The following is a 22483-nucleotide window of genomic DNA, read 5'->3' on the forward strand; positions in this document are numbered from 1 at the left end:
CCCGAGACCCCATGGTCTCGGGCGTTTTGCTTTACCCCGCGTGACGGGGCGGCGAAAAGGGATCGGAATGCTCACCGTGCCGCTACGCTCGGCGCATGCCGACTGACTCCCAAGCCTTTCAGGGCAAGATCGAGCTGGATATCCGGGACTCCGAGCCGGACTGGGGTCCGTACGCCGCGCCGACCGCGCCGGAGAACTCGCCGAACATCCTGTACCTGGTCTGGGACGACACCGGTATCGCGACGTGGGACTGCTTCGGCGGCCTGGTCGAGATGCCCGCGATGACCCGCATCGCCGAGCGTGGGGTTCGGCTGTCGCAATTCCACACCACCGCGCTCTGCTCGCCGACCCGGGCGTCGCTGCTGACCGGTCGCAACGCCACCACGGTCGGCATGGCCACCATCGAGGAGTTCACCGACGCGTTCCCCAACGCCAACGGTCGCATCCCGTTCGACACCGCCCTGCTCTCCGAAGTGCTCGCCGAGCGTGGCTACAACACGTACTGCGTCGGCAAGTGGCACCTGACGCCGCTCGAAGAGTCCAATCTGGCGTCGACGAAACGACATTGGCCGACCTCGCGCGGCTTCGAGCGGTTCTACGGATTCCTGGGCGGCGAGACCGACCAGTGGTACCCCGATCTGGTCTACGACAACCACCCGGTCAATCCGCCGGGCACACCGGAAGACGGCTATCACCTCTCGAAGGACATCGCCGACAAGACGATCGAGTTCATCCGCGACGCCAAGGTGATCGCGCCGGACAAGCCGTGGTTCAGTTACGTGTGCCCGGGCGCCGGGCACGCGCCGCACCACGTCTTCAAAGAATGGGCCGACCGCTACGCCGGCAAGTTCGACATGGGCTACGAGGCCTACCGCGAGATCGTGCTGGAAAAGCAGAAGTCGATGGGCATCGTGCCGCCCGACACCGAGCTGTCGCCGGTCAACCCCTACGCCGGCGTCAAGGGGCCGCAGGGGGAGCCGTGGCCGCTGCAGGACACCGTGCGGCCGTGGGATTCGCTGAACGATGACGAGAAGAAGCTGTTCTCCCGGATGGCGGAGGTGTTCGCCGGCTTCTTGAGCTACACCGACGCCCAGATCGGCCGGATCCTGGACTATTTGGCGGATTCCGGTCAGCTGGACAACACCCTCATCGTCGTGATCTCCGACAACGGCGCCAGCGGGGAGGGCGGCCCGAACGGATCGGTGAACGAGGGCAAGTTCTTCAACGGCTACATCGACACCGTCGAAGAGAGCATGAAGCTGTTCGACCACCTCGGCGGCCCGCAGACCTACAACCATTACCCCATCGGCTGGGCAATGGCCTTCAACACCCCGTACAAGCTGTACAAGCGGTACGCGTCGCACGAGGGCGGAATCGCCGATACGGCGATCATCTCGTGGCCCAACGCTGTTGCGGCACATGGGGAAATCCGGGACAACTACGTCAACGTCTGCGACATCACGCCCACGGTCTACGACCTGCTGGGCATGACACCGCCCGAAACCGTCCGGGGCATCGCCCAAAAACCACTGGACGGTGTGAGTTTCAGAGCGGCCCTTGCCGATCCGTCGGCGGACACCGGGAAGCAGACCCAGTTCTACTCCATGCTCGGCACCCGGGGGATATGGCATCAGGGCTGGTTCGCCAACACCATCCATGCGGCCACCCCGGCCGGGTGGTCGCATTTCGACGCCGACCGCTGGGAGCTGTTCCACATCGAGGCCGACCGCAGCCAGTGCCACGACTTGGCCGCCGAGCACCCGGACAAACTCGAGGAACTCAAGGCGCTGTGGTTCTCCGAAGCCGAGAAATACAACGGGCTGCCGCTCTCGGACCTCAACATCCTGGAGACGATGACGCGGTTCCGCCCGTACCTCGTCGGTGAAAGGTCAAGCTACATCTACTATCCCGACTGTGCGGACGTGAGCATCGGCGCCGGCGCCGAAATCCGCGGCAGATCGTTCTCGGTGCTGGCCGAGGTGAGCGTGGATACCACCGGCGCGGAGGGCGTGCTCTTCAAGCAGGGCGGCGCCCACGGCGGGCACGTGCTGTTCATCCAGGACGGCCGCCTGCACTACGTCTACAACTTCCTCGGCGAGCGGCAGCAGGCCGTGTCCTCGTCGGGCGCGGTGCCGTTGGGCAAGCATCTGTTCGGCGTCAGCTATTCGCGGACCGGAACCGTGCCGGACAGCCACACGCCGCTCGGCGACGTCACCCTGTTCATCGACGACGAAGTGGTCGGCACCCTCGCCGACGTGCAGACGCATCCCGGAACGTTCGGGATCGCGGGCGCCGGCATCACCGTCGGGCGCAACGGCGGGTCGGGGGTATGCAGCCGCTACAAGGCGCCGTTCTCGTTCACCGGTGGCACCATCACCCAGGTCACCATCGACCTGTCCGGCCGGCCCTATGTAGACGTGGAAGCCGAAATTGCGCTTGCCTTTTCGCGCGATTGAGGTCTTAGCGCTGTGCTCGTTGGCGATCGCGGCGGTGGGCTGCGAGAAGACCACCGCCGGCACCGCGACGGGTGGGGCCGCGTCGTCGACGACCTCGACCACGCGGGTGCCCGATCCGGCCGAGCCGGTGCCCGGCGTCGAAACCACGCTGCCCGACCACATTCCGCCCAATGCACTGGTGTGCTTCCCGCCGCCCGCCAGCGGCTCCATGACGAAGGCCTCGGTGGCGGACCCGGTCGCGCCCGTGCTCACCGTTGCGCTGCCGGACGGCTGGAGTTCGGCCCCGGGCACCGGTGACGTGGCGCTGACGTCGGCCGGGCCCGACGGCATGTCCGTGCGGGTGACCATCGCCCGCACCGACCTCGAACCCGGCGGGGCGTTTCTGCGCTACGCCGCCGAGCTGCGAACGGCAGACCCGGGGGTCAAGGTCACCGTCACGGCGGCCCAGTTCTGCGGCTACAGCAGCCAGTTGCTCAGCGGTACCGGTGGCGGGGCGGCAGCAAACGAATTCGCCGACCGCATCACCCATGTCTGGACCAACACCCACACATATCTCGTGGTCGTCCATCTGCAGGGGCCCGGCAAAGCGCCGGGTTTCGATGCGGCTAAATCCACGGTAATGCAGGAATTCGCCGTCACGATCCCATGAAAATTGTCGTTGTCCCTGCTAGCATCTGGGCCGTGATGCTTCAATGACCGCCGGGACTCCGGCGCCCCCCGCGCCGCCGGCGCACGCCGCCCCCCGGGGCCGGCAAATCGCGATAGCTTTCGGCATCGTTGTGGCCGTCATCGTCATCTACGTGCTGTCGCTGATCGCCGTGCACCTGCTGGCAAAGTCGGCGCCCGCGCTGCCCCCGGTGGATTTCAGCAAGCTCGAGGCCGACGACAGCGTCGTGCAGGTGCACCTCGAGAAGCTGGATACGGTCGCGAACCGGCTGACGGTGAACGTGCTTGTGTACCCGAAGGACTCGCTGTACGACAAGAACTTCGGTGTGCTGACCACCGACGCGGCCGTCCGCCTGTACCCGGAGAACGACCTGGGGGACTTGCAGTACCCGGTCGGGAAGGCGCCCGCGCAAGTCAGCACGGGCCTGGTGGCCCACGGCGATCCCGGTAACTGGCCGTTCGACTCGTACAAGACGGAAGTCATTGCCGCCGATGTGTTCACCGGTTCTGGTCAGAATCGCGAAAAAGTTCCGGCCCGCGTGGAGGTGACCGGAAAGCTCGACGGGTGGGACGCCACCGTGACCCGCGTCCACGACCCGGAGGACCCGAACCCGGACGTCCAGGACAACGTGATCATCACGTTGGAGCGGTCCAAGGGTCCGCTGATCTTCGACGTCGGCATCTGCCTGGTCCTCATCGCCTTGCCGGTGCTGGCGTTGTGGGTGGCGATCCCAATGGCGTTGGGCCGCACGACGTTCCTGCCTCCGTTGGGAACGTGGTTCGCGGCGCTGCTGTTCGCAGTCGTCCCGCTGCGCAACTTCCTCCCCGGTTCGCCGCCGCCGGGTTCGTGGATCGACCAGGCCATCGTGCTGTGGGTATTGATCGGACTGGTCACCGCGATGTCCCTGTTCATCGTCGCCTGGTGGCGTTCGCGCGAGAAGAAGACGCCGAAGAGGGCCTAGCGAGGCCCCTCGGCTACTCGGAGTTCGATGTGTCGCCGGGGCCGATCGCGTCGACGGCGCTCGAGACCCGTGCCCGGAAGTCGACCGACAGCGGGATGTATCCGATCTTCGCGAGGTCGACCTGGCCGGGACCGATCGCTGCCTGCAGGAACGCCCTGACCGCCTTGGCCACGTCGGCGCTGGGATAGGTCGAACAGACGATCTCGTACGTGGCCAACACGATCGGGTAGACGTCGGGTTGGGCCGGGTTGTAGAACGACGAGAGGTCGAGTACGAGGTTGTTGCCGTCGCCGACGACTTTGGCGCCGGAGATCGTCTTGCCGACCGCGTCGGCGCCGATCCGGACTGGCCGTAACGACCTGCGGCTGGCCGGCGTCTTGATCTCCGCGGCGAAAAGTCCTTCCTTGAGCGCGAACGACAGCTCGTTGTAGCTGATCGCGCCCTCGGTGGTCCGCACCAGCGCCGCGGTGCCGGCGTTGCCCGCGGCACCGGTTCCCACACCGCCGTTGAACGCCTTGCCCGTGCCCTTGTTCCACGCCCCGCCGGCCGCGGCCTGCAAATAGGACTGGAAGTTGTCGGTGGTGCCCGAGGCGTCGCTGCGGTAGATGACGTGGATGTCCTCGGCCGGCATGGAGGCGTTGAGCGCGGTGAGGGCCGGATCGTCCCAGCGCGTGATGGCCCCGTTGAAGATCTTGGCCAGCGTGGGACCGTCGAGCACCAACGAATCGGCGGCGGCGAGGTTGTAGGTGATGGCCAGCGGGCCGAACACCACCGGCAGGTTCCACGCATCGGCACCGCCGCATCGCCGCTTCGCGGCAGCGTATTGGTCGGGCGTCAGCGGTATGTCGGACCCGGCGAAATCGGTTTTGCCGGCCAGGAAATCGCTGACCCCGGCACCGGACCCGTTGGCCGTGTAGTTGAGGTTCTGCCCGGGGCAGGCCTTGGTGTAGGCGGCGATGAACCGGGTCATCGCATTGGCTTGCGCGGTCGATCCGCTGGCCAACAAGTTCTGGTCACCGCCGCAGTTGACCTTCGCCCCAGCGGTATACGGCAGCGTCGCGGGAGCGTTGCTGCATGCCGTAAGCGCCAGGGCGCCCGCAGCCAGCGTGCTCGTGATGACAGCCAATCGATTGCGCGTCACTTGATGATTTCCTTGCGGGCAATAGATCCGGGGGTGTGACGTCGGCGGCGACGAGGCACATGTCGAGACTTACCGTCATCGAACGCGCAAGCAAACCAAATTCAGGTGAACTGGCTGGTTTGCCCAAGCGAACAGCGGATGTCGTTCGGCGGTAATCCCTTCGAGCGTAAGGGGATTCATCTCGTCCCGCGAACGACGCGTTTGGTCGTGAGGCTCCCGACAGTTATCCGCGCATGCGCGCGTTGCTCTGGTCGCGGCACCGGCGGTTCGCGGTAGTCCTACGCTGAGGTGGTGCTTACCGAGCTGGTCGATTTGCCTGGCGGGTCTTTCCGCATGGGCTCGACGAGCTTCTACCCCGAAGAGGCGCCCATTCACACCGTCACCGTGGGCCCGTTCGCGATGGAGCGGCACCCGGTGACCAATGCGCAGTTCGCCGAATTCGTCGCCGCCACAGGCTATGTGACGGTTGCCGAGCAACCGATCGACCCTGCGCTCTACCCCGGGGCCGATCCCAATGATCTGTGCCCGGGTGCCATGGTCTTTCGCCCGACGCCTGGGCCGGTGGACCTGCGTGACTGGCGCCAATGGTGGCACTGGGTGCCGGGGTCGAGCTGGTGCCATCCGTTCGGACCTGACAGCGACATCGCAGACCGTCCCGACCATCCGGTGGTGCAGGTGGCCTATCCGGACGCCGCGGCCTACGCCCGCTGGTCGGGCCGGCGCCTGCCCAGTGAAGCCGAATGGGAGTATGCGGCGCGCGCCGGAAGCGTGACGACCTACTCCTGGGGTGACGAGGCCATGCCCGATGGCAGGCTGATGGCCAACACCTGGCAAGGCGACTTTCCCTACCGCAACGAAGGTGCGCTCGGCTGGGTGGGGACATCTCCGGTGGGGGCGTTTCCGCCCAACGGGTTCGGACTGCTCGACATGATCGGCAACGTCTGGGAGTGGACCGCCACCGAGTTCTCCGCACACCACCGGCTCGATCAGCCGCCGAAAGCCTGTTGCGCCCCAACGGGACCCCCGAACCCCTCGGTCAACCAAGTCCTCAAGGGCGGATCGCACCTGTGCGCGCCGGAGTATTGCCACCGCTACCGCCCGGCGGCCCGGTCGCCGCAGTCGCAGGACTCGTCGACCTCCCACATCGGGTTTCGCTGCGCGGCCGACCCGGCGACCCCCTAGCAAACGGTTCGCCCTGGCGCGCTCCGGGGTGCCTTTCCGGGCCGTCGTCCGGCGGGTGAACCCATGATGTCCAACGGATGACGGAACCGCCGGGCGCACGCGGACATGGGAATTCGCCGCGCGATCAGCATGGCCGTTCGCTAGCATCCCACCACGTGGCGCCCCGACACAGTGGACCTCGGCAGCCATCCCCGCGCGGCCCCAGCAAGCGGTCCCGGCGGTCGACCGATGACGTCTGAGGCGCCGGCGGCGCCCCAATCACCGGTCGGCGCGCCGGCCGTGGCGGCAAAGAAGAGGAAAAAATCGGCGGGCCAGGTAAAGCCACCGAAGCTGAAGAAGTCACAGATCGAGATCGGTGTGGCCATTCTGGTCACCGTCTTCATCACCTATGCGCTCTCGCTGCTCGGCGTCCACGCGCTGCAGCGGGAATCGGGTCCGCTCCCTCCTCTGGATCTGAGCCAGGGCGGGGGCGACGCGACCATCGTGCAGTTACGCGTCGAGGAGCTGAAACCCGTCGCGAATCGCCTCACCGTGAACGTGCTTGTCTATCCGGGGGTTGCCCAGTACGACCCACGATTCGACGTATTGGGCAACGACGTCGCCGTGCGGCTGTATCCGACGAGCGACCTGGGGGATCTGAACTACCCCAGGGGGAAAGCTCCGGCGCAGCTCACCACCACCATCGAGGCGCACGGCAATCCCCGGAACTGGCCATTCGACAAGTACAAGACCGAGCCGATCGCGGCCGACGCGTTCGTGGGCTCCGGTGACAACCGCAAGAAGGTGCCGGCCATCGTCGAGGTAACAGGATCATTGGACGGTTGGAGCATCAATGTCGAGCGCGTCCGCGACCCGAGCGGCCTTCGGACGTCGCGGTCCATGGATACCGGCAACGTGGTTATCACCCTGGAAAGGGCCGACGGGCCGCTCGTCTTCGATCTGGTTATCTGCCTTGTCCTGATGGCGCTGCCGACCGTGGCGCTGTTGGTGGCCATCCCGATGGCGATGGGCAGGCGGAAGTTCGTGCCGCCGTTCGGCACGTGGTACGCCGCGATGTTGTTTGCCGTCGTGCCGCTGCGCACCATCCTTCCCGGCAGCCCACCGCCCGGTTCATGGATCGACCAAGCCCTGGTGCAATGGGTGCTACTGGCCCTGGTGACGGCGATGAGCTTGTACATCTTTGCCTGGATCCGGCAAGGGGACTAGCGCGTCGATCTTCGTCGGTCCGGGGTGACATAGTCGAATTTATGTTCGATTCGAGGGTGTCGTCGGTGGAGGTGATCGCGGCGTTCGATGAGCTTTTCGAGCGGCGCTATCCGAGTTGGCCGCCGCGGCCAGGCGGATGGCGCTGATCCACCCCGGCCACGCCCCACCCGAGCCGGGCTATCTGCCCTCGCCGGCGTTGGCCGATTTCGTGCGGTGCCGCGATCTGACCTGCCGCTGGCCCGGTTGTGATCAGCCGGCGCTGGCCTGCGACCTCGACCACACCATCGCCTATGCCCAAGGTGGGCCCACCCACGCCGCCAACCTCAAATGCTTGTGCCGCACCCACTGTCGGACCATCACGTTCTGGAGCCGTGTCGGCCCGCACCGTCGGCGAACCGCTTCGCGCCTGACTGCAATTCGGATGTCAAACGCGACAGACTGTTGAACTCGAAGTCCATGGCCTCGGCCTCGCTTCGACCCCATTGGTACAGCGTCGACAGGCGGTCCGAGCGCAGGCGCATCTGCGGCAGCGCCGAGAGTTCAGCAGCTAGCTCCTCTGCTGCCTCGCGGGCTGTGCCAGTTGGTACGACGCGATTCGCCAACCCGATAGCTAGCGCCTCGGTCGCGTCGACAGAACGTCCGGTGAGGGTCAGATCCATTGCCCGACTGTGTCCGATCAGTCGGGGCAGTCGGACGGTGCCGCCGTCGATCAGCGGCAATCCCCAGCGTCGGCAGAACACGCCGAAGACGGCATCCGCCGGGCCTCCGGACGATTCATGATCACAGTGGTGACGGGGCCGTTCTTCTCGACCCGAACACCGCCGACGCCCTTGGGTTCAGTCGTCGTGCCCACGACCTCGACGTTACCCGCACCACCCGGGTCTACCGGTAGATTTCCTGCGACGTGCCCGCTGCGCCTGTAGCGGATCTGACCGTTGAACACTCTCAGATTGTTCTTTAGCCAACGCTGATCTCCGCCAATCGAGAGGAGTCTGTTTTCGCCGACGCCGACGCACTGGACCTCGCCCGCGCACCGAACAAGCATCTGCCTTCGCTTCGGGCACCACTATTGCCTCGGCCATCAGCTGGCGCGATTGGAGGGCCGCATCGCGATCACCCAATCGCTGCAGGGGTTCGACAATCTGGAGATCACCGTCCCCCGGAACAGCCTGCGACTGCGCCCCATCGGGTCGCTCCGGGGCCTGGAATCCCTGCCGATCGTCTGAGCTAGATGAACGCGGGCATCGATTCCCAGCCTCGGACAGCCGACGCTGATGATAAGTGTGCGTTCTGGGTGTCGATGTCCCATTCGGGGAAGCGCTTGAGGATTTCCTCGAGCGCGATTCGTGCCTCCAACCTGGCGAGCGCCGCTCCTAGGCAGAAGTGAGCTCCGACGCTGAATGCCAGGTGCTGACGCGGCTGGCGATGGATGTCGAACGTGTCTCCGTCAGGCGGGAATTGGCGATGGTCGCGGCAAGCTGATGCGATCAGCGGCATCATGACGCTGCCTTCGGGCACGGTGTGGCCGTACCACTCGGTATCACGGGTGACGTAGCGGGCGAGGTGCGGTAAGGGGGATTCGTAGCGCAGCAGTTCCTCGATCGTCTGCGGAATCAACCGATGGTCGGCTGCGATTTCGCGCCGCTGGTCGGGATGGTCGGCGAGAACTTTTCCGGCCCAGCCGAGCAGTCGGGTGGTGGTCTCGTTGCCTGCGGAGGCGACGAGGCTGATGTAAAACAGGATTTCGTCGCGGGTCAGGGTTCGGCGGACTCCTGTCTCATCGTCGAATTCGACGTTGAGGAGCTCAGTTGTGATGTCGTCGGAGGGGTGTTCGGCGCGCCAGTCGAGATAGGCGGAAAACACCTCGTCGTAGTTGTTGATGCCCTCCGAGGCCAGGGTCATGGGTTGGCCGGCCTCGGTGAGCAAGAACGCATTCGAGCGATCCCGGACATGTTCTTGGTCGTCTTCGGGAATGCCGACCAGCATTCCGATGACTCTCATCGGCATCTGAGCGCCGAGATCGGCGATGAAATCGAAACGGCCGGTGCCGACGAGGGGGTCGAGACATTGTGCGCAAAACGCGCGAATCTTGTCCTCGAGTTCGGCGATCTTGCGGGGGGTGAACATCCGCGCGAGCAATTTACGATGGATGTCATGAACCGGTGGGTCTTCGAAAACGATGATGCCGGGCGGTATCTCGATGTTGGCCTTGATCACTTCAAGGATCATTCCGCGGGCTGAACTGAACGTGCCGGTGTCGACAAGCGCACGACTGACGTCCTGGAACCGACTGAGCGCATAGAAATCGTATTGCTCGTTGTAGTACAGCGGCGACTCCTCGCGCAGCCGCCGGAACACTGGGTAGGGATCGGCCAGAAGTTCCACATCGTAGGGGTCGTACCGAATGTCGTTGACCTCAGTTACGGTCATGGTCCGTCCTCCTGGTGCAGTGGAACCTGCCGCGCTTCCTTGATGTATCACAGCAGACCTGGCACCAACTGACAAGACAAATCAGAGCAGAATGTCGCGTCATCGTTGACTGTTGCGGATTCGCGTGGTGTGGTGAAGAGGAACTTCTGCGCGGCAGTCGCGCAACTGTTCTTGAGATTTCGTACGAACTGGCACGTGTGAAGCGACAAGATGCCGTTGACCTCGGCCCCAGGTCGCAATACTTCTAGCTACAGGTTGTTACGTCATACCGAACTGGAGCACGATGATGGGCCTTACCCTTGCGTAGCCATGGATGGTCGGGCCGCACGCCGGCCTCCGATGAGGAAGCCGTCAACAGGATTCTGGACGCGGTTGACTCCCTGGTTGCCGAAGGCGGATCCGCCATCCGTGTCAGCGACGTGGCCCGCGTTCTGGGAGTGAGCCGCCAGACCATCTACCGTTACTTCCCTGGGGGGGAAGCGCTTGTGGTCGGCAGCCAGATGCGTTCGGCTAACGGCTTTCTCGATCGTTTAGCCGATCACCTGGGTGGGTGGACAAATCCGGCGGCTGCCGTCGTCGAGGGCGTAGCATTCGCGGCCGAGGAGTTCGCCGACGACCCGCTGATGGCGCGCGTCCTAGAGGCACGGTTACCGGGTGGCGCGTCGGCCTCGTTCACCGCCGGTGCGGCATTTGCTCTCGGACGAGAAATGTTCCGACGATATGACGTCGACTGGGCCTCCCATGGCTTCGACCACGCTGCGATGGACGACCTCATCGAACTCGCTGTACGCACACTCCAGTCGGTTCTGCTCGATCCTCCCGAGCGGCCACTCAACCCAGTGGCACTCCGCAGTCTCGTGGGCAGATGGCTTGGACCGGCCGTCCTCTACCACCAGCTGACCCGCGACATCGATGCACTAACCGCTCTCACGCATGCCAGCCAACTGGCTTCCAGCGCTCGCGGATCAGTCAAATTGGCGTGACCAGAGCGCATCCAGCCACCCGGAGCTCCAACCCCCGACCAAACCCCCGTAGCTGAAGCGTTCTTCAGCCAGTCGCACCCATCATTTGGTGAAAACGTTTTGGGGCTGGCGCGACCAGCAGCTGCCCGACGGCACGCTGATCTGGACCTCCCCGGCCCGGCGCACCTGCGTCACCACCCCGGGCAGCGCCCTGCTGTTTCCCAGCCTGTGCCGCGCCGTGGGCGGCATGCCCGCCCCCGAAGCCGACCCCCCACACGACTCCCACGCCCAACGCACCGCCATGATGCCCCGCCGCACCCGCACCCGCACCCAACACCGCGCCACCCGCATCGCCACCGAACGCCGACACAACCGCCAGGCCCGGCTCGCCCGCCGAACCGCGAAAACCGGCCCCGCGCCACCTGGCGATAACGATCCACCGCCGTTCTAGATATGTGCGCCGGTGACCGCCGAAGAAGCGCTGACCTGGGCGACGGCCGATAAATGCGCCCGATTAAGCAGCGCTTCGACGCGCTGCGGCGGTACGCTTCGTGTGTCTAATTCTGGAGAACATGATCGTGAGATGCGTCGCTAAAGGTGTTGCGTTACTCATCGTGTGCGTTCCGTTCGTCGGGCCGCCGGGATTCGCGTCGGCCGACACAGCTGGCCCCAGCCACCTGGCCTCGGTGGAGAGCTGGCCGGACAACGCTTGCGGCGGCTTCTTCTCCTGGCATGTGATCAACGGCTCCAAAGACGCTCCGATCCGCGCGACCGTGGCGGTCCAACGCACAAAAGGTGCCGAGCAGTTCAACGATCAATACGTCTACAACCTCGCGCCCGCCGAGTCGAGCTTTGTCTCGTGCAGACGAATAATCGCCACTGACGGGCCTGCCTACGACATCACAGCCTGGTTGGTGGGCGCACAAAAAGCCTAGGAAGCGATCGGGTCCTCCGAAGACCCACATCCGTTCTGGGTGCACGATTGCACAATGCCCGCTTCGCTGCCCCCGTTGGCCGCCGAAGACCACGTCTGCGCCGCCTGTGCGGTGAGTTACCAGGACACTCGGGTCGAGGACGCGGTCGCCGTCATCGCCGGCCTGCCGGACGCCGCTCGGGAGGCGCTTTCCGCGATCTCGCCTGACGCGCGGCGGGTGCGGCCCAGCCCGGAAGTGTGGTCGGTCGCCGAGTACCTCTGCCACCTGCGCGACGTCTACGTCAGCTTCACCATCCGGCTGCACCGCGTCCGCACCGAGCAGCAGCCCGCCTGGGACCCGATGCTCAACGATCTGCGGGCCCGCCGCTTCCGCTACAACGCTTGCGACATCGACGCCACCCTCGACGAGCTGGCGGCCGCCGCCGCGGGGTTCCGCGACGAGGTCGCGCGCACCGATGATCGGGGCTGGGACCGCACCGGCACCCGGTTACCGGGCGAGCAGCGCACCGCCCGCTGGCTCGTGCGCCAGGCCATGCACGAAGGCGTGCATCATCTCGGCGATATCCGCAACATCGGGGAAACCGCTCGTTGAATCGGCCTCGGCCGCGAATTTGGCTCTGAGCTGGTCGTCCCCTAGACTCTAGGGGTTGCCTTGGGCAGACCTCGGCCGGTGCGAATCGGCCCCGCGTGCCCTTCGGTGACAAAGACCGCGCATGTCAGGTTATTCGGTGGGCTGTGGCTTGCCTCCTGCCGTGCACACGCAACCAGGTCAGGAGATCGAGTGATTCAGCAGGAATCGCGGCTGAAGGTCGCCGACAACACCGGCGCCAAGGAGATCTTGTGCATCCGGGTGCTCGGCGGTTCGTCGCGACGCTACGCCGGCATCGGAGACGTCATCGTCGCCACCGTCAAGGACGCCATCCCCGGCGGCAACGTCAAGCGTGGGGATGTCGTCAAGGCCGTCGTGGTACGCACGGTCAAGGAGCGCCGCCGCCCCGACGGCAGCTACATCAAGTTCGACGAGAACGCCGCGGTGATCATCAAGCCCGACAACGACCCGCGTGGCACGCGCATTTTCGGGCCGGTCGGCCGCGAACTGCGTGAGAAGCGGTTCATGAAGATCATCTCGCTTGCCCCGGAGGTGTTGTAGATGAAGGTCCGCAAAGGCGACACCGTCTTGGTCATCGCGGGCAAGGACAAAGGCGCCAAAGGCAAGGTGCTGCAGGCCTACCCGGAGCGCAATCGGGTGCTGGTCGAGGGCGTCAACCGGATCAAGAAGCACACCGCGATCTCGAGCAACCAGCGCGGAGCCCAGTCGGGCGGAATCGTCACGCAGGAAGCCCCGATCCACGTCTCCAACGTGATGGTGGTCGACGCTGACGGCAAGCCCGCTCGGGTCGGTTACCGGGTCGACGAGGAGACCGGCAAGCGGGTCCGCATCTCCAAGCGCAACGGTAAGGACATCTAGCATGACCACAGCAGAGAAGGTGCAGCCGCGCCTGAAGGAGCGCTACCGCAACGAGATTCGTGATTCGTTGCAGCAGCAGTTCGGCTACTCCAACGTCATGCAGATCCCGACCGTGACGAAGGTCGTCGTCAACATGGGCGTCGGCGACGCGGCGCGAGACGCGAAGCTGATCAACGGCGCGGTCAACGACCTGGCGCTGATCACCGGGCAGCGGCCCGAGATCCGCCGGGCGCGCAAGTCCATCGCCCAGTTCAAGCTGCGCGAGGGCATGCCGATCGGCGCCCGGGTCACCCTGCGTGGGGACCGGATGTGGGAGTTCCTGGACCGTCTCACCTCGATCGCGCTGCCGCGTATCCGCGACTTCCGGGGGCTGTCGCCCAAGCAGTTCGACGGTGTCGGCAACTACACCTTCGGGCTGGCTGAGCAGTCGGTGTTCCACGAGATCGACGTGGACAAGATCGACCGGGTCCGCGGCATGGACATCAACGTCGTCACCTCGGCGACGACCGACGACGAAGGACGAGCGCTGTTGCGGGCCCTCGGCTTTCCCTTCAAGGAGAACTGAGCAGATGGCGAAGAAGGCACTGGTCAACAAGGCCGCACGTAAGCCGAAGTTCGCGGTGCGCGGCTACACGCGCTGCAACAGGTGCGGCCGCCCGCGCGCGGTCTTCCGCAAATTCGGGCTGTGCAGGATCTGCCTGCGCGAGATGGCGCACGCGGGCGAACTGCCCGGCGTGCAAAAGAGCAGTTGGTAACAAGCCCCAAACAGTTGCGCGGTAGGCCCGGGACGGGAACCGCCGCGAGGAAGGTGACACGCCTGTCATGACCATGACGGACCCGATCGCAGACTTCTTGACACGTCTGCGCAACGCCAATTCGGCGTATCACGACGAGGTGACGTTGCCGCACTCGAAGATCAAGGCCAACATCGCCCAGATCCTCAAGGCCGAGGGCTACATCACCGACTACCGGACCGAAGACGCCCGGGTCGGCAAGTCGCTCGTCGTCCAGCTCAAGTACGGCCCGAGCCGGGAGCGCAGCATCGCCGGCTTGCGGCGAGTGTCCAAGCCCGGTCTGCGGGTGTATGCGAAATCCACCAACCTGCCGCGCGTGCTCGGCGGCCTGGGCGTGGCGATCATCTCGACCTCCTCGGGCCTGCTGACCGATCGTCAGGCGGCCAGACAGGGCGTGGGCGGCGAAGTCCTCGCGTACGTGTGGTAGCGGGAGAGGCAGCAATAGATTATGTCGCGCATTGGTAAGCAGCCGGTTCCGGTTCCATCCGGAGTCGACGTAACGATCGAGGGTCAGAACGTCTCGGTGAAGGGCCCCAAGGGCAGCCTGAATCTGACCGTCGCCGAACCGATTACGGTCGCGCGCAACGAAGATGGCGCGATCGTGGTCGCCCGTCCCAACGACGAGCGGCGCAACCGCTCGCTGCACGGGCTGTCGCGCACCCTGGTGTCCAACCTGGTCACCGGCGTGACCGAGGGGTACACCACCAAGATGGAGATCTTCGGGGTCGGTTACCGCGTGCAGCTCAAGGGCGCCAACCTCGAGTTCGCGCTGGGCTACAGCCACCCGGTGGTCATCGAGGCGCCCGAGGGCATCACGTTCGCGGTGCAGTCACCGACGAAGTTCTCGATCTCCGGGATCGACAAGCAGAAGGTCGGCCAGATCTCGGCGAACATCCGCCGTCTGCGCCGTCCCGACCCGTACAAGGGCAAGGGCGTGCGCTACGAGGGTGAGCAGATCCGCCGCAAGGTCGGAAAGACAGGTAAGTAGCCATGGCGCAAAAACAAGCTGACACCGCCGCGCGGAAGCCGGTGGGGCAGAGCGTATCCGCGACTCGTCGGGTCTCCCGGCTGCGCCGGCATGCGCGGCTGCGCAAGAAGATCACGGGCACCCCGGAGCGTCCGCGGCTCGTCGTCAACCGGTCCGCGCGGCACATCCACGTGCAGCTGGTCAACGACGAGAACGGCACCACCGTGGCCGCCGCGTCCTCCATCGAGGACGACGTGCGTGGCCTGCAAGGCGACAAGAAGGCCCGCAGCGTGCGGGTAGGCCAGTTGATTGCCGAGCGCGCCAAGGCCGCCGGTATCGACACCGCGGTCTTCGACCGCGGTGGGTATACCTACGGCGGACGGATCGCGGCGCTGGCCGATGCCGCACGCGAGAACGGATTGAGTTTCTAGATGATGATCGAGACCTCGAACAAGCCTGGAAGGACCGCATAATGGCGGAACAGTCGGCCGGCGGGCAAGGCCCAGACAGCCGTGACTCGCGCGGTGACCGCGACAGCCGCGGTCGGCGCGACGGTGACCGCGGCCGTGGCCGCGATCGCGACGGCGACAAGAGCAACTACCTCGAGCGGGTCGTCGCCATCAACCGCGTCTCCAAGGTGGTCAAGGGCGGTAGGCGCTTCAGCTTCACCGCGTTGGTCATCGTGGGTGACGGCAACGGAATGGTCGGCGTCGGCTACGGCAAGGCCAAGGAAGTCCCGGCCGCCATCGCCAAGGGCGTGGAGGAGGCGCGCAAGGGCTTCTTCCGGGTGCCGCTGATCGGCGGCACCATCACGCACCCGGTGCAGGGTGAGGCGGCCGCGGGCGTGGTGCTGCTGCGCCCGGCCAGCCCCGGTACCGGTGTGATCGCCGGCGGCGCGGTGCGTGCGGTGCTGGAATGCGCTGGTGTGCGCGACATCCTGGCCAAATCATTGGGCAGCGACAACGCGATCAACGTGGTGCACGCCACGGTTACCGCGCTCAAGCTGCTGCAGCGTCCCGAGGAGGTGGCTGCCCGGCGCGGCCTGCCCATCGAGGACGTCGCCCCGGCCGGAATGCTCAGGGCCCGGCGGGAAAGTGAAGCGCTGGCCGCAAGTGCCGCGCGAGAGGGAACGGCACCGCAATGAGCCAACTGAAGATCACCCAGGTCCGCAGCACCATCGGGGCCCGCTGGAAGCAGCGGGAAAGCCTGCGCACCCTGGGCCTGCGACGGATCCGCCACTCGGTGATCCGTGAGGACAACCCACAAACCCGCGGCCTGATCGCGGTGGTCAACCACCTGGTCGTGGTGGAGGAGGCCAAGTGACCATCAAGCTGCACGACCTGAAGCCGGCCCCCGGCTCGAAGACCGCCCGGACCCGGGTCGGTCGCGGTGAGGGCTCGAAGGGCAAGACGGCCGGCCGCGGTACCAAGGGCACCAAGGCCCGCAAGAACGTGCCGGCCACCTTCGAGGGTGGGCAGATGCCGATTCACATGCGGCTGCCCAAACTCAAGGGATTCCGCAACCGGTTCCGCACCGAATACGAGATCGTCAACGTCGGCGACATCAACCGGCTGTTCCCGAAGGGCGGCTCCATCGGCGTCGACGACCTGGTGGCCAAGGGCGCTGTTCGCAAGAACGCGTTGGTCAAGGTCCTCGGCGACGGCAAGCTGACCGTCAAGGTCGAGGTCTCCGCGCACAAGTTCAGCGGCAGCGCCCGCGAGAAGATCACCGCCGCCGGCGGCTCGGCCACCGAGCTCTGATCAGCCCAACCGCGGAATGACCTCCGCGGCAAGGCGTTCCATCTGCTCGCGGTTCTCTGCGACGTCGACGCCGACCGGGTTGAGCAACAGGTACTCCGCGCCGGCATCGATCACCTGTTGCAGCCCGTGCGCGACGTCGTCGGGCGTGCCCGAGACCGGTACATCCTCGACGCCCGGCATCTTGCCGTAGATCCGCCGCAGCCCGGCGAGCACCCGCTCACGGGCCCGTGCCGCACCGTCGTCCACCATGAGGTAGACGCGCTTGCCGATGGTGAAATGCGCCGGGTCCCTTTGCTGTTCGTCGAGTTCACGGCGCACCACGGTGACGGCTCCGGCGAAGGCCTCGGTGGTCGACGAACCGGCGCCCAGGAACGAGTCGCCGTGGCGAACCGCGCGGGCCAGGGCCTTGGGCGCCAGGCCGCCGAACCAGATGGGCGGGTGCGGACGCTGCACCGGTTTGGGCGCGATCGGGAGGTCGTCGACGTCGCGGAACCGGCCGTGGAAGGTGACCCGGGGCTCGTCGGACCAGGCGGCCTTCATCAACTTGAGGCCCTCAGTGAAATATGAGATGTACGTTTCCTTCTCGACGCCGAATGCCGCGAATTTGCGGAATCCGCCGCCGGTCCCCACACCGACGTCCAGCCTGCCGTGGCTCAGCCTGTCGACCGCGGTGACCGAAGAGGCCAGCTGTAGCGGGTCGTGTAGCGACGTCACCAGCACGGCGACCCCCAGGCGCAGGCGTTCGGTGCAGGCCGCGCAGTAGGCCAGCAGCTCCAGCGGCGCCAGCAGCGGCGCCTCGCCGATGATCTGCTCGAGCACCCAGCCGCCCTCAAACCCGAGTTCCTCGGCGCGGGCCAGGTAACCGCGCAGCCCGTCGGCGTCGAACCCGTCGTCGTCGAACTGGGGGATGGCGATCGAGAACCTCACCCCACCACCGTACGGCGGCGCTGTCGGTACGCTGCAGACATGTTCGCCTTCCTGCCCTCGATCCCCGGTGTCGACGACGTCCGCGCGCTGGCCGGCCGCGTCGACACCGCCCGCCACCACGGCGTACCCAACGGCTGCGTGCTCGAGCTCGACCTGCGTTCGGCACCGCCGGAGTCGGCGGGGTTCGACCCACTGGCGATCTTCACCGGCGGGAAGCCGATGGCGCTTCGCGACGCGGTCGCCGCCATCCACCGCGCGGCCGAGGACCCGCGGGTCGCCGGCCTGATCGCCCGGGTGCAACTAGCCGCCTCAGCGCCGGCGGCGGTGCAGGAACTGCGCGAGGCCATCGCCGCGTTCAGCGCCGCCAAGCCGACGCTGGCGTGGGCCGAGACCTACCCGGGCACGCTGTCCTACTACCTGGCCTCGGCCTTCGGCGAGGTGTGGATGCAGCCGTCGGGAAGCGTCGGGCTGATCGGCTTCGCCAGCAACGCCACCTTCCTGCGCGACGCGTTCGACAAGGCGGGCATCGAACCGCAGTTCGTGGCGCGCGGCCAATACAAGTCCGCGGCTAACCGATTCACCGAGCACGGCTTCACGACGGCCCATCGCGAGGCCGTCACCGGGATGCTGGAAAGCCTGCAGGAGCAGGCGTGGCGGGCGATCGCCGAGTCGCGCAAGCTCGACATCGATGCGCTCGACGCGCTGGCCGACCGCGCACCGCTGTTGCGGGACGACGCTGTGGCGGCCGGCCTGCTCGACCGGATCGGGTTCCGCGACGAGGCCTACGCGCGCATAGCGGAACTTGTTGGCGTAAAGGATGTTTCGGATGAGACCGAACCGCCGCGGCTGTATTTGACCCGGTATGCCGGCGCGGCCCGCTCCCGGTTGGCGCCGCCCAGACCGCCGGTGCCCGGCCGGCGGCCCAAGCCGACCCTGGCCGTCGTCACGCTCGACGGCATGATCGTCGACGGACGCGGTGGTCCCGGTTTCCTGCCGTTCGGCGCCTCCACCGCCGGCGGCGACACCATCGGGGCGGCGCTGCGGGAGGCGGCCGCCGACGAGTCGGTGTCCGCGATCGTGCTGCGGGTCAACAGCCCCGGCGGCACGATCACCGCGTCGGAGAGCATCTGGCGCGAGGTGACCAGGGCCCGCACCCGCGGCAAGCCGGTGGTGGCGTCCATGGGTGCGGTCGCCGCCTCCGGGGGCTACTACGTCTCGATGGGGGCCGACGCGATCGTCGCCAACCCGGCGACCGTCACCGGGTCGATCGGGGTGATCACCGGTAAGCTGGTGATCCGAGACCTGTTGGAGCGGTTGGGGGTCGGGTCGGATACCGTGCGCACCAACGCCAATGCCGACGCGTGGTCGATGGACGCGCCGTTCACCCCGGAGCAGCAGGCTCACCGCGAGGCCGAGGCTGACCTGTTCTACGCGGACTTCGTCCGGCGCGTCGCCGAGGCGCGCAACCTGACCGCCGACGCGGTCGAACGCGTTGCGCAGGGGCGAATTTGGACCGGCGCCGACGCCCTCAAGCACGGCCTGGTCGACGAACTCGGCGGCTTGCGCACCGCGGTGCGCCGTGCCAAGGTGCTGGCCGGCCTGGACGAGGACAGCGAAGTGCGCGTGGTCAGCTACCCGGGTTCCTCGCTGCTGGACATGCTGCGGCCCCGGGCCTCGTCCCAGCCGGCCGCGTCGCTGCCGGACGCGCTGGCGGCGCTGCTCGGCCGCACCGTCGGCGGCATCCTGGACAACGTCGAGCAGACGCTGAACGGCGCCACCGTGTTGTGGCCCGGGCGGTCGCGGTTCTGACGAACTACCCGGTGAGCTCGCCGCTGATGAAGATGATCTCGCCGAGCGGGTCGTCGTTTTCCGGGGGTGGCGCCTCGATGCCTTGGCGCCGGAACAATTCCGTCCGGGTGGTCCCTTCGACGTCCCACCTCTTGGACCGCAGATAGTCCACGACGTGGTTGCGCTCGCCGGCGTAGACCAGCGACGCCATGTCGATATCCACCCCGTGTTCGCGGAAGGAACCCGACATCTCCCGCACCTTGTCGGCGTCGAAATCGACGATGCCGGGCACGAACTCGGTGGCGATCGTGCTGCCGGGCGCGCTGAGTGTGGTGATGTTGTCGAACAACCGGTCCTGGGCCTCGGGTGGCAGGTAGATCAGCAGACCCTCGGCCAGCCACGCGGTGGGCGCCGTCGCATCGAATCCGGCCGCCTTCAGCGCCGTCGGCCAGTCGGCGCGCAGGTCGATCGGGACCGTGCGCCGCGTCGCGGTGGGTTCGGCCGGGATCCCGGCCAACGTGGCGGTCTTGAACTCGATCACGCGTGGCTGGTCGATCTCGTAGACCACCGTGCCGTCCGGCCATGGCAACCGGTAGGCGCGCGAGTCCAGCCCCGATGCGAGGATCACCACCTGCCGGATTCCGCCCTGGGTCGCCTTGACGAAGTAGTCGTCGAAATACTTGGTGCGCACGGCCATTCCGTCGACCATGGCCTGCATGCGGACCAGGGATGCGTTCTCGATCGCGTCGAGGTCGAGCTCGCCGTCCATCATCTTGGTGAAGAAGGCCACGCCGACCGCGCGAACCAGCGGCTCGGCGAACGGGTCGTGGATGAGGCCGCGGGGATCCTTCGTCGCCATGGCGCGACCGGCGGCCACCATGGTCGCCGTCGCGCCCACACTGGACGCCAGATCCCACTCGTCGTCGTGAGCGCGTGACATAGCCGAAACCCTAGCCAATCCGCTACGCCAGCGTCGCGGCGACGTAGCTCAACTCGCCGAAGGTGGCCGACATCTCGTCCTCGGGGAATTCGAACCCGTTCTGCGCGTACAACTCCCGCGCCGGATGCGCCGTCACCCGCCAGCCGAGGGCATTGAGGTAGTCGGCGACGACGTTGCGTTCCCCGCGGTAGAACAAGTCGGCCGCGTTGAGGTTGAGGCCGAATCGCTGCCACCGTTCGCTGATGCGCTGCAACCGCTCGTCGGAGAACGCGTTGGGGTCGGGCACATGTTCGGTGGCCAGCCGGCTGCCCGGCGCGCTGAGCGCGGTGATGTTGTCGAACAGCCGGTCCTGGGCCTCGGGCGGCAGGTAGGGGAGCAGCCCTTCCGCGCTCCACGCGGTCGGCTGCGTTGTGTCGAATCCGCCGTCGCGCAACGCCGTCGGCCAGTCATCGCGCAGATCGATGGCGATCGTCCGGCGCTCGGCCGTCGGGGCGGCCCCGAGCCCGGCGAGGGTGTCCGTCTTGAACGCGATCACCTGTGGCTGGTCGATCTCGTAGACGACGGTCCCGGCGGGCCAGGCCAGCCGGTAGGCCCTGGTGTCCAGGCCGGAAGCCAGGATCACCGCTTGTCGCACACCGTCTTTGGTGGCGCCGATGAAGAAGTCGTCGAAGAACCGCGTCCGAACCGTGATCTGCTCGGTGCGGGCCTTGCGGTTGAACAGCGGGTCGTCCTCGAAATCGACCTGCCCGTCGACGATGCGGATGAAGGGCTCCAGGCCGACGGCGCGGACCAGCGGTTCGGCCAGCGGATCGTCGAGCAGCGGGTCGGGTCCCTGCGACGCCACCGCGCGGGACGCCGCCACCATGGTGGCCGTCGCCCCCACGCTGTGCCCGGGTCCCCAACTGTCGCCTTCCGTGCGTCCCGATTCCACCGTCATGCAATGGCTCCTATTTCTTCTCCAAAGTGCCGCTGACGTAGAGCATTTCGCCCATGCGCATGTCGTCGTCCTCGAGCGGCGGAAGCCCATTGGCCGAGAACAACTCCCGGATGGTGACGCCGTTCAGCGCCCAGCCCCGGTCGCGCAGGTAGGGGGCCGCCTCGTTGCGTTCCCCGAAGTACACCAGCCCCGCCATGTCGAGGTCGAAGCCGTGCGCACGCCAGCGTTCGGAGATCTGCTGCATGCGCTCCCTCATCTTGTCCTCGTCGCCGGGCTCGCGATTGGGCGCGCTTTCGACGGCCAACCGGCTGCCCGGTGCGCTGAGTTCGGTAATGGTGTCCAGCAGTCGGTCCTGCGCCTCCGGGGGCAGGTAGCCGAGCAGACCCTCGGCGCTCCATGCGCTCGGCCTGGCCGGGTCGAAGCCGGCGGCCCGCAATGCGGTGGGCCAGTCGTCGCGCAGGTCGACGGTCACCACGCGCCGGTCGGCGGTGGGCGCGGCGCCCAGTTCGGTGAGGGTGCGCGACTTGAAGTCGACGACCTGCGGCTGATCGACCTCGTAGACGACGGTCCCGGCGGGCCAGGCCAGCCGGTAGGCGCGGGCGTCCAGCCCAGAGGCCAGGATCACCGCCTGCGTGATTCCCGCGTGGGTCGCGTCCAGGAAGAACTCGTCGAAGAACTTGGTGCGCACCGCCATGTTGTCGGCCATCCGGGACATCGCGCCGGTGGACCCGGTGGCCCCGTCGTGCACGTCGTTCAGGTCGTCCGGATTGACCTCGCCTGTTGCCAGCCGGGTGAGCAGGTCCACGCCGACGGCCCGGACCAGCGGCTCGGCGAACGGGTCGTCGATCAGCGGACGGTCGGCGCGGGTGGCCACGGCCCGGGCGGCGGCCACCATGGTCGCGGTCACCCCGACGCTGGACGCCAGGTCCCAGGTGTCGCCCTCATACCTGGTGGAAGTCATAG

General features: G+C 66.7%; 26 protein-coding genes and 3 pseudogenes. 22 read left to right on the forward strand and 7 right to left on the reverse strand.

Annotated features, from left to right (window positions below):
- The first annotated feature begins 95 nt into the window (after positions 1-95).
- From G6N51_RS23255 to G6N51_RS23265, 3 genes are read left to right on the forward strand one after another with little or no spacing between them, the layout of a single operon-like run.
- A complete protein-coding gene (locus G6N51_RS23255; RefSeq protein WP_083171571.1) occupies positions 96-2456 on the forward strand; it encodes an arylsulfatase in 2361 nt (786 codons plus the stop codon).
- 19 nt (positions 2457-2475) lie between these two features.
- Positions 2476-3105, forward strand: coding sequence for a hypothetical protein (locus tag G6N51_RS28920; protein WP_232078459.1), 630 nt, complete (start codon positions 2476-2478; stop codon positions 3103-3105).
- Positions 3106-3148: 43 nt separating this feature from the next.
- Positions 3149-4084 (forward strand): DUF4436 domain-containing protein, encoded by a 936-nt coding sequence (locus G6N51_RS23265; RefSeq protein ID WP_083171570.1) that lies wholly within the window; start codon positions 3149-3151, stop codon positions 4082-4084.
- 13 nt (positions 4085-4097) lie between these two features.
- Here the strand turns inward: G6N51_RS23265 and pstS are convergent, their stop codons facing one another.
- Entirely contained in the window at positions 4098-5225 is a 1128-nt protein-coding gene (gene pstS, locus G6N51_RS23270) for a phosphate ABC transporter substrate-binding protein PstS (RefSeq protein ID WP_083171569.1), read from the reverse strand.
- A 291-nt stretch (positions 5226-5516) separates the two neighbouring features.
- Between pstS and G6N51_RS23275 the strand changes: the two genes are divergently transcribed.
- The 3 genes and pseudogenes from G6N51_RS23275 to G6N51_RS29305 all read left to right on the forward strand — a co-directional run.
- Positions 5517-6407, forward strand: coding sequence for a formylglycine-generating enzyme family protein (locus G6N51_RS23275; protein ID WP_083171705.1), 891 nt, complete (start codon positions 5517-5519; stop codon positions 6405-6407).
- A 228-nt stretch (positions 6408-6635) separates the two neighbouring features.
- A complete protein-coding gene (locus tag G6N51_RS23280; RefSeq protein ID WP_083171568.1) occupies positions 6636-7613 on the forward strand; it encodes a DUF4436 domain-containing protein in 978 nt (325 codons plus the stop codon).
- 106 nt (positions 7614-7719) lie between these two features.
- Positions 7720-7980 (forward strand): annotated as a pseudogene (locus G6N51_RS29305) (hypothetical protein); the annotation flags it as partial.
- Here the strand turns inward: G6N51_RS29305 and G6N51_RS23290 are convergent.
- Positions 7970-8368 (reverse strand): annotated as a pseudogene (locus G6N51_RS23290) (enoyl-CoA hydratase-related protein); the annotation flags it as partial. The pseudogenes G6N51_RS29305 and G6N51_RS23290 overlap by 11 nt on opposite strands.
- Positions 8369-8707: 339 nt before the next feature.
- On the opposite strand from G6N51_RS23290, the gene G6N51_RS29310 reads away from it, so the two are divergent.
- A complete protein-coding gene (locus G6N51_RS29310; protein WP_232078460.1) occupies positions 8708-8839 on the forward strand; it encodes a cytochrome P450 in 132 nt (43 codons plus the stop codon).
- 1 nt (position 8840) lies between these two features.
- Here G6N51_RS29310 and G6N51_RS23295 read toward each other — a convergent pair whose 3' ends face one another.
- The gene (locus G6N51_RS23295; RefSeq protein WP_083171566.1) at positions 8841-10043 is read right to left on the reverse strand and encodes a cytochrome P450; all 1203 of its coding nucleotides are present in this window, start codon (positions 10041-10043) and stop codon (positions 8841-8843) included.
- A 299-nt stretch (positions 10044-10342) separates the two neighbouring features.
- On the opposite strand from G6N51_RS23295, the gene G6N51_RS23300 reads away from it, so the two are divergent.
- The 14 genes and pseudogenes from G6N51_RS23300 to rplO all read left to right on the forward strand — a co-directional run bounded on the left by G6N51_RS23300 (position 10343) and on the right by rplO (position 16928).
- The gene (locus tag G6N51_RS23300; protein ID WP_083171565.1) at positions 10343-11026 is read left to right on the forward strand and encodes a TetR family transcriptional regulator; all 684 of its coding nucleotides are present in this window, start codon (positions 10343-10345) and stop codon (positions 11024-11026) included.
- 73 nt (positions 11027-11099) lie between these two features.
- A pseudogene (locus G6N51_RS23305) lies at positions 11100-11456 on the forward strand (hypothetical protein); the annotation flags it as partial.
- 163 nt (positions 11457-11619) lie between these two features.
- Positions 11620-11940, forward strand: coding sequence for a hypothetical protein (locus G6N51_RS23310; protein WP_083174737.1), 321 nt, complete (start codon positions 11620-11622; stop codon positions 11938-11940).
- A 54-nt stretch (positions 11941-11994) separates the two neighbouring features.
- On the forward strand, positions 11995-12531 hold the full coding sequence (locus tag G6N51_RS23315; RefSeq protein ID WP_083174734.1) for a DinB family protein: 537 nt from the start codon (positions 11995-11997) through the stop codon (positions 12529-12531).
- 189 nt (positions 12532-12720) lie between these two features.
- Complete coding sequence (gene rplN / locus G6N51_RS23320; RefSeq protein WP_003403649.1) at positions 12721-13089, forward strand: 50S ribosomal protein L14; 369 nt, start codon at positions 12721-12723, stop codon at positions 13087-13089.
- Complete coding sequence (gene rplX / locus G6N51_RS23325; RefSeq protein ID WP_083174731.1) at positions 13090-13407, forward strand: 50S ribosomal protein L24; 318 nt, start codon at positions 13090-13092, stop codon at positions 13405-13407.
- 1 nt (position 13408) lies between these two features.
- A complete protein-coding gene (gene rplE / locus G6N51_RS23330) occupies positions 13409-13972 on the forward strand; it encodes a 50S ribosomal protein L5 (RefSeq protein ID WP_083174728.1) in 564 nt (187 codons plus the stop codon).
- Between the two features lie 4 nt (positions 13973-13976).
- Complete coding sequence (locus G6N51_RS23335) at positions 13977-14162, forward strand: type Z 30S ribosomal protein S14 (RefSeq protein ID WP_007167851.1); 186 nt, start codon at positions 13977-13979, stop codon at positions 14160-14162.
- A gap of 67 nt (positions 14163-14229) precedes the next feature.
- Positions 14230-14628, forward strand: coding sequence for a 30S ribosomal protein S8 (rpsH, locus tag G6N51_RS23340; RefSeq protein ID WP_055401845.1), 399 nt, complete (start codon positions 14230-14232; stop codon positions 14626-14628).
- Between the two features lie 21 nt (positions 14629-14649).
- The gene (gene rplF, locus G6N51_RS23345; protein WP_083174725.1) at positions 14650-15189 is read left to right on the forward strand and encodes a 50S ribosomal protein L6; all 540 of its coding nucleotides are present in this window, start codon (positions 14650-14652) and stop codon (positions 15187-15189) included.
- A 41-nt stretch (positions 15190-15230) separates the two neighbouring features.
- Positions 15231-15599 carry a 50S ribosomal protein L18 gene (gene rplR, locus G6N51_RS23350; RefSeq protein WP_083174752.1) on the forward strand — a complete coding sequence of 123 codons (369 nt, stop codon included), beginning with the start codon at positions 15231-15233 and terminating at the stop codon, positions 15597-15599.
- A 41-nt stretch (positions 15600-15640) separates the two neighbouring features.
- Positions 15641-16312, forward strand: a complete 672-nt coding sequence (gene rpsE, locus G6N51_RS23355) for a 30S ribosomal protein S5 (protein ID WP_083174723.1) — start codon at positions 15641-15643, stop codon at positions 16310-16312.
- On the forward strand, positions 16309-16491 hold the full coding sequence (gene rpmD / locus G6N51_RS23360; protein ID WP_083174720.1) for a 50S ribosomal protein L30: 183 nt from the start codon (positions 16309-16311) through the stop codon (positions 16489-16491). The genes rpsE and rpmD overlap by 4 nt, the downstream gene beginning before the upstream one ends.
- Positions 16488-16928 carry a 50S ribosomal protein L15 gene (gene rplO, locus G6N51_RS23365; protein WP_083174717.1) on the forward strand — a complete coding sequence of 147 codons (441 nt, stop codon included), beginning with the start codon at positions 16488-16490 and terminating at the stop codon, positions 16926-16928. Before rpmD ends, rplO begins: the two co-directional genes overlap by 4 nt.
- Here rplO and G6N51_RS23370 read toward each other — a convergent pair whose 3' ends face one another.
- The gene (locus G6N51_RS23370; RefSeq protein WP_083174714.1) at positions 16929-17855 is read right to left on the reverse strand and encodes an LLM class flavin-dependent oxidoreductase; all 927 of its coding nucleotides are present in this window, start codon (positions 17853-17855) and stop codon (positions 16929-16931) included. It lies immediately after the preceding gene.
- Between the two features lie 39 nt (positions 17856-17894).
- On the opposite strand from G6N51_RS23370, the gene sppA reads away from it, so the two are divergent.
- Positions 17895-19664 carry a signal peptide peptidase SppA gene (gene sppA / locus G6N51_RS23375; RefSeq protein ID WP_083174710.1) on the forward strand — a complete coding sequence of 590 codons (1770 nt, stop codon included), beginning with the start codon at positions 17895-17897 and terminating at the stop codon, positions 19662-19664.
- 4 nt (positions 19665-19668) lie between these two features.
- Here the strand turns inward: sppA and G6N51_RS23380 are convergent, their stop codons facing one another.
- From G6N51_RS23380 to G6N51_RS23390, 3 genes are read right to left on the reverse strand one after another with little or no spacing between them, the layout of a single operon-like run.
- Complete coding sequence (locus G6N51_RS23380) at positions 19669-20583, reverse strand: class I SAM-dependent methyltransferase (RefSeq protein WP_083174707.1); 915 nt, start codon at positions 20581-20583, stop codon at positions 19669-19671.
- A gap of 22 nt (positions 20584-20605) precedes the next feature.
- A complete protein-coding gene (locus tag G6N51_RS23385) occupies positions 20606-21520 on the reverse strand; it encodes a class I SAM-dependent methyltransferase (protein ID WP_083174704.1) in 915 nt (304 codons plus the stop codon).
- A 10-nt stretch (positions 21521-21530) separates the two neighbouring features.
- A complete protein-coding gene (locus G6N51_RS23390; protein ID WP_083174701.1) occupies positions 21531-22481 on the reverse strand; it encodes a class I SAM-dependent methyltransferase in 951 nt (316 codons plus the stop codon).
- Positions 22482-22483 lie beyond the last annotated feature (2 nt).

Origin of the sequence: Mycobacterium paraseoulense, assembly GCF_010731655.1 — a bacterium.
GTDB classification, from domain to species: Bacteria; Actinomycetota; Actinomycetes; order Mycobacteriales; family Mycobacteriaceae; genus Mycobacterium; species Mycobacterium paraseoulense.

Excerpts from the sequence above, each read along its gene's own strand:
- G6N51_RS23255 (WP_083171571.1), top strand. The coding sequence starts at position 96 with ATGCCGACTGACTCCCAAGCCTTTCAGGGCAAGATCGAGCTGGATATC.
- rplF (WP_083174725.1), top strand. The coding sequence starts at position 14,650 with ATGTCGCGCATTGGTAAGCAGCCGGTTCCGGTTCCATCCGGAGTCGAC.
- rpmD (WP_083174720.1), top strand. The coding sequence starts at position 16,309 with ATGAGCCAACTGAAGATCACCCAGGTCCGCAGCACCATCGGGGCCCGC.
- rpsH (WP_055401845.1), top strand. The coding sequence starts at position 14,230 with ATGACCATGACGGACCCGATCGCAGACTTCTTGACACGTCTGCGCAAC.
- G6N51_RS23335 (WP_007167851.1), top strand. The coding sequence starts at position 13,977 with ATGGCGAAGAAGGCACTGGTCAACAAGGCCGCACGTAAGCCGAAGTTC.
- rpsE (WP_083174723.1), top strand. The coding sequence starts at position 15,641 with ATGGCGGAACAGTCGGCCGGCGGGCAAGGCCCAGACAGCCGTGACTCG.
- rplE (WP_083174728.1), top strand. The coding sequence starts at position 13,409 with ATGACCACAGCAGAGAAGGTGCAGCCGCGCCTGAAGGAGCGCTACCGC.
- G6N51_RS23380 (WP_083174707.1), bottom strand. The coding sequence starts at position 20,583 with ATGTCACGCGCTCACGACGACGAGTGGGATCTGGCGTCCAGTGTGGGC.
- sppA (WP_083174710.1), top strand. The coding sequence starts at position 17,895 with ATGTTCGCCTTCCTGCCCTCGATCCCCGGTGTCGACGACGTCCGCGCG.
- G6N51_RS23315 (WP_083174734.1), top strand. The coding sequence starts at position 11,995 with ATGCCCGCTTCGCTGCCCCCGTTGGCCGCCGAAGACCACGTCTGCGCC.
- G6N51_RS23280 (WP_083171568.1), top strand. The coding sequence starts at position 6,636 with ATGACGTCTGAGGCGCCGGCGGCGCCCCAATCACCGGTCGGCGCGCCG.
- G6N51_RS23390 (WP_083174701.1), bottom strand. The coding sequence starts at position 22,481 with ATGACTTCCACCAGGTATGAGGGCGACACCTGGGACCTGGCGTCCAGC.
- G6N51_RS23265 (WP_083171570.1), top strand. The coding sequence starts at position 3,149 with ATGACCGCCGGGACTCCGGCGCCCCCCGCGCCGCCGGCGCACGCCGCC.
- G6N51_RS23295 (WP_083171566.1), bottom strand. The coding sequence starts at position 10,043 with ATGACCGTAACTGAGGTCAACGACATTCGGTACGACCCCTACGATGTG.
- rplX (WP_083174731.1), top strand. The coding sequence starts at position 13,090 with ATGAAGGTCCGCAAAGGCGACACCGTCTTGGTCATCGCGGGCAAGGAC.
- G6N51_RS23385 (WP_083174704.1), bottom strand. The coding sequence starts at position 21,520 with ATGACGGTGGAATCGGGACGCACGGAAGGCGACAGTTGGGGACCCGGG.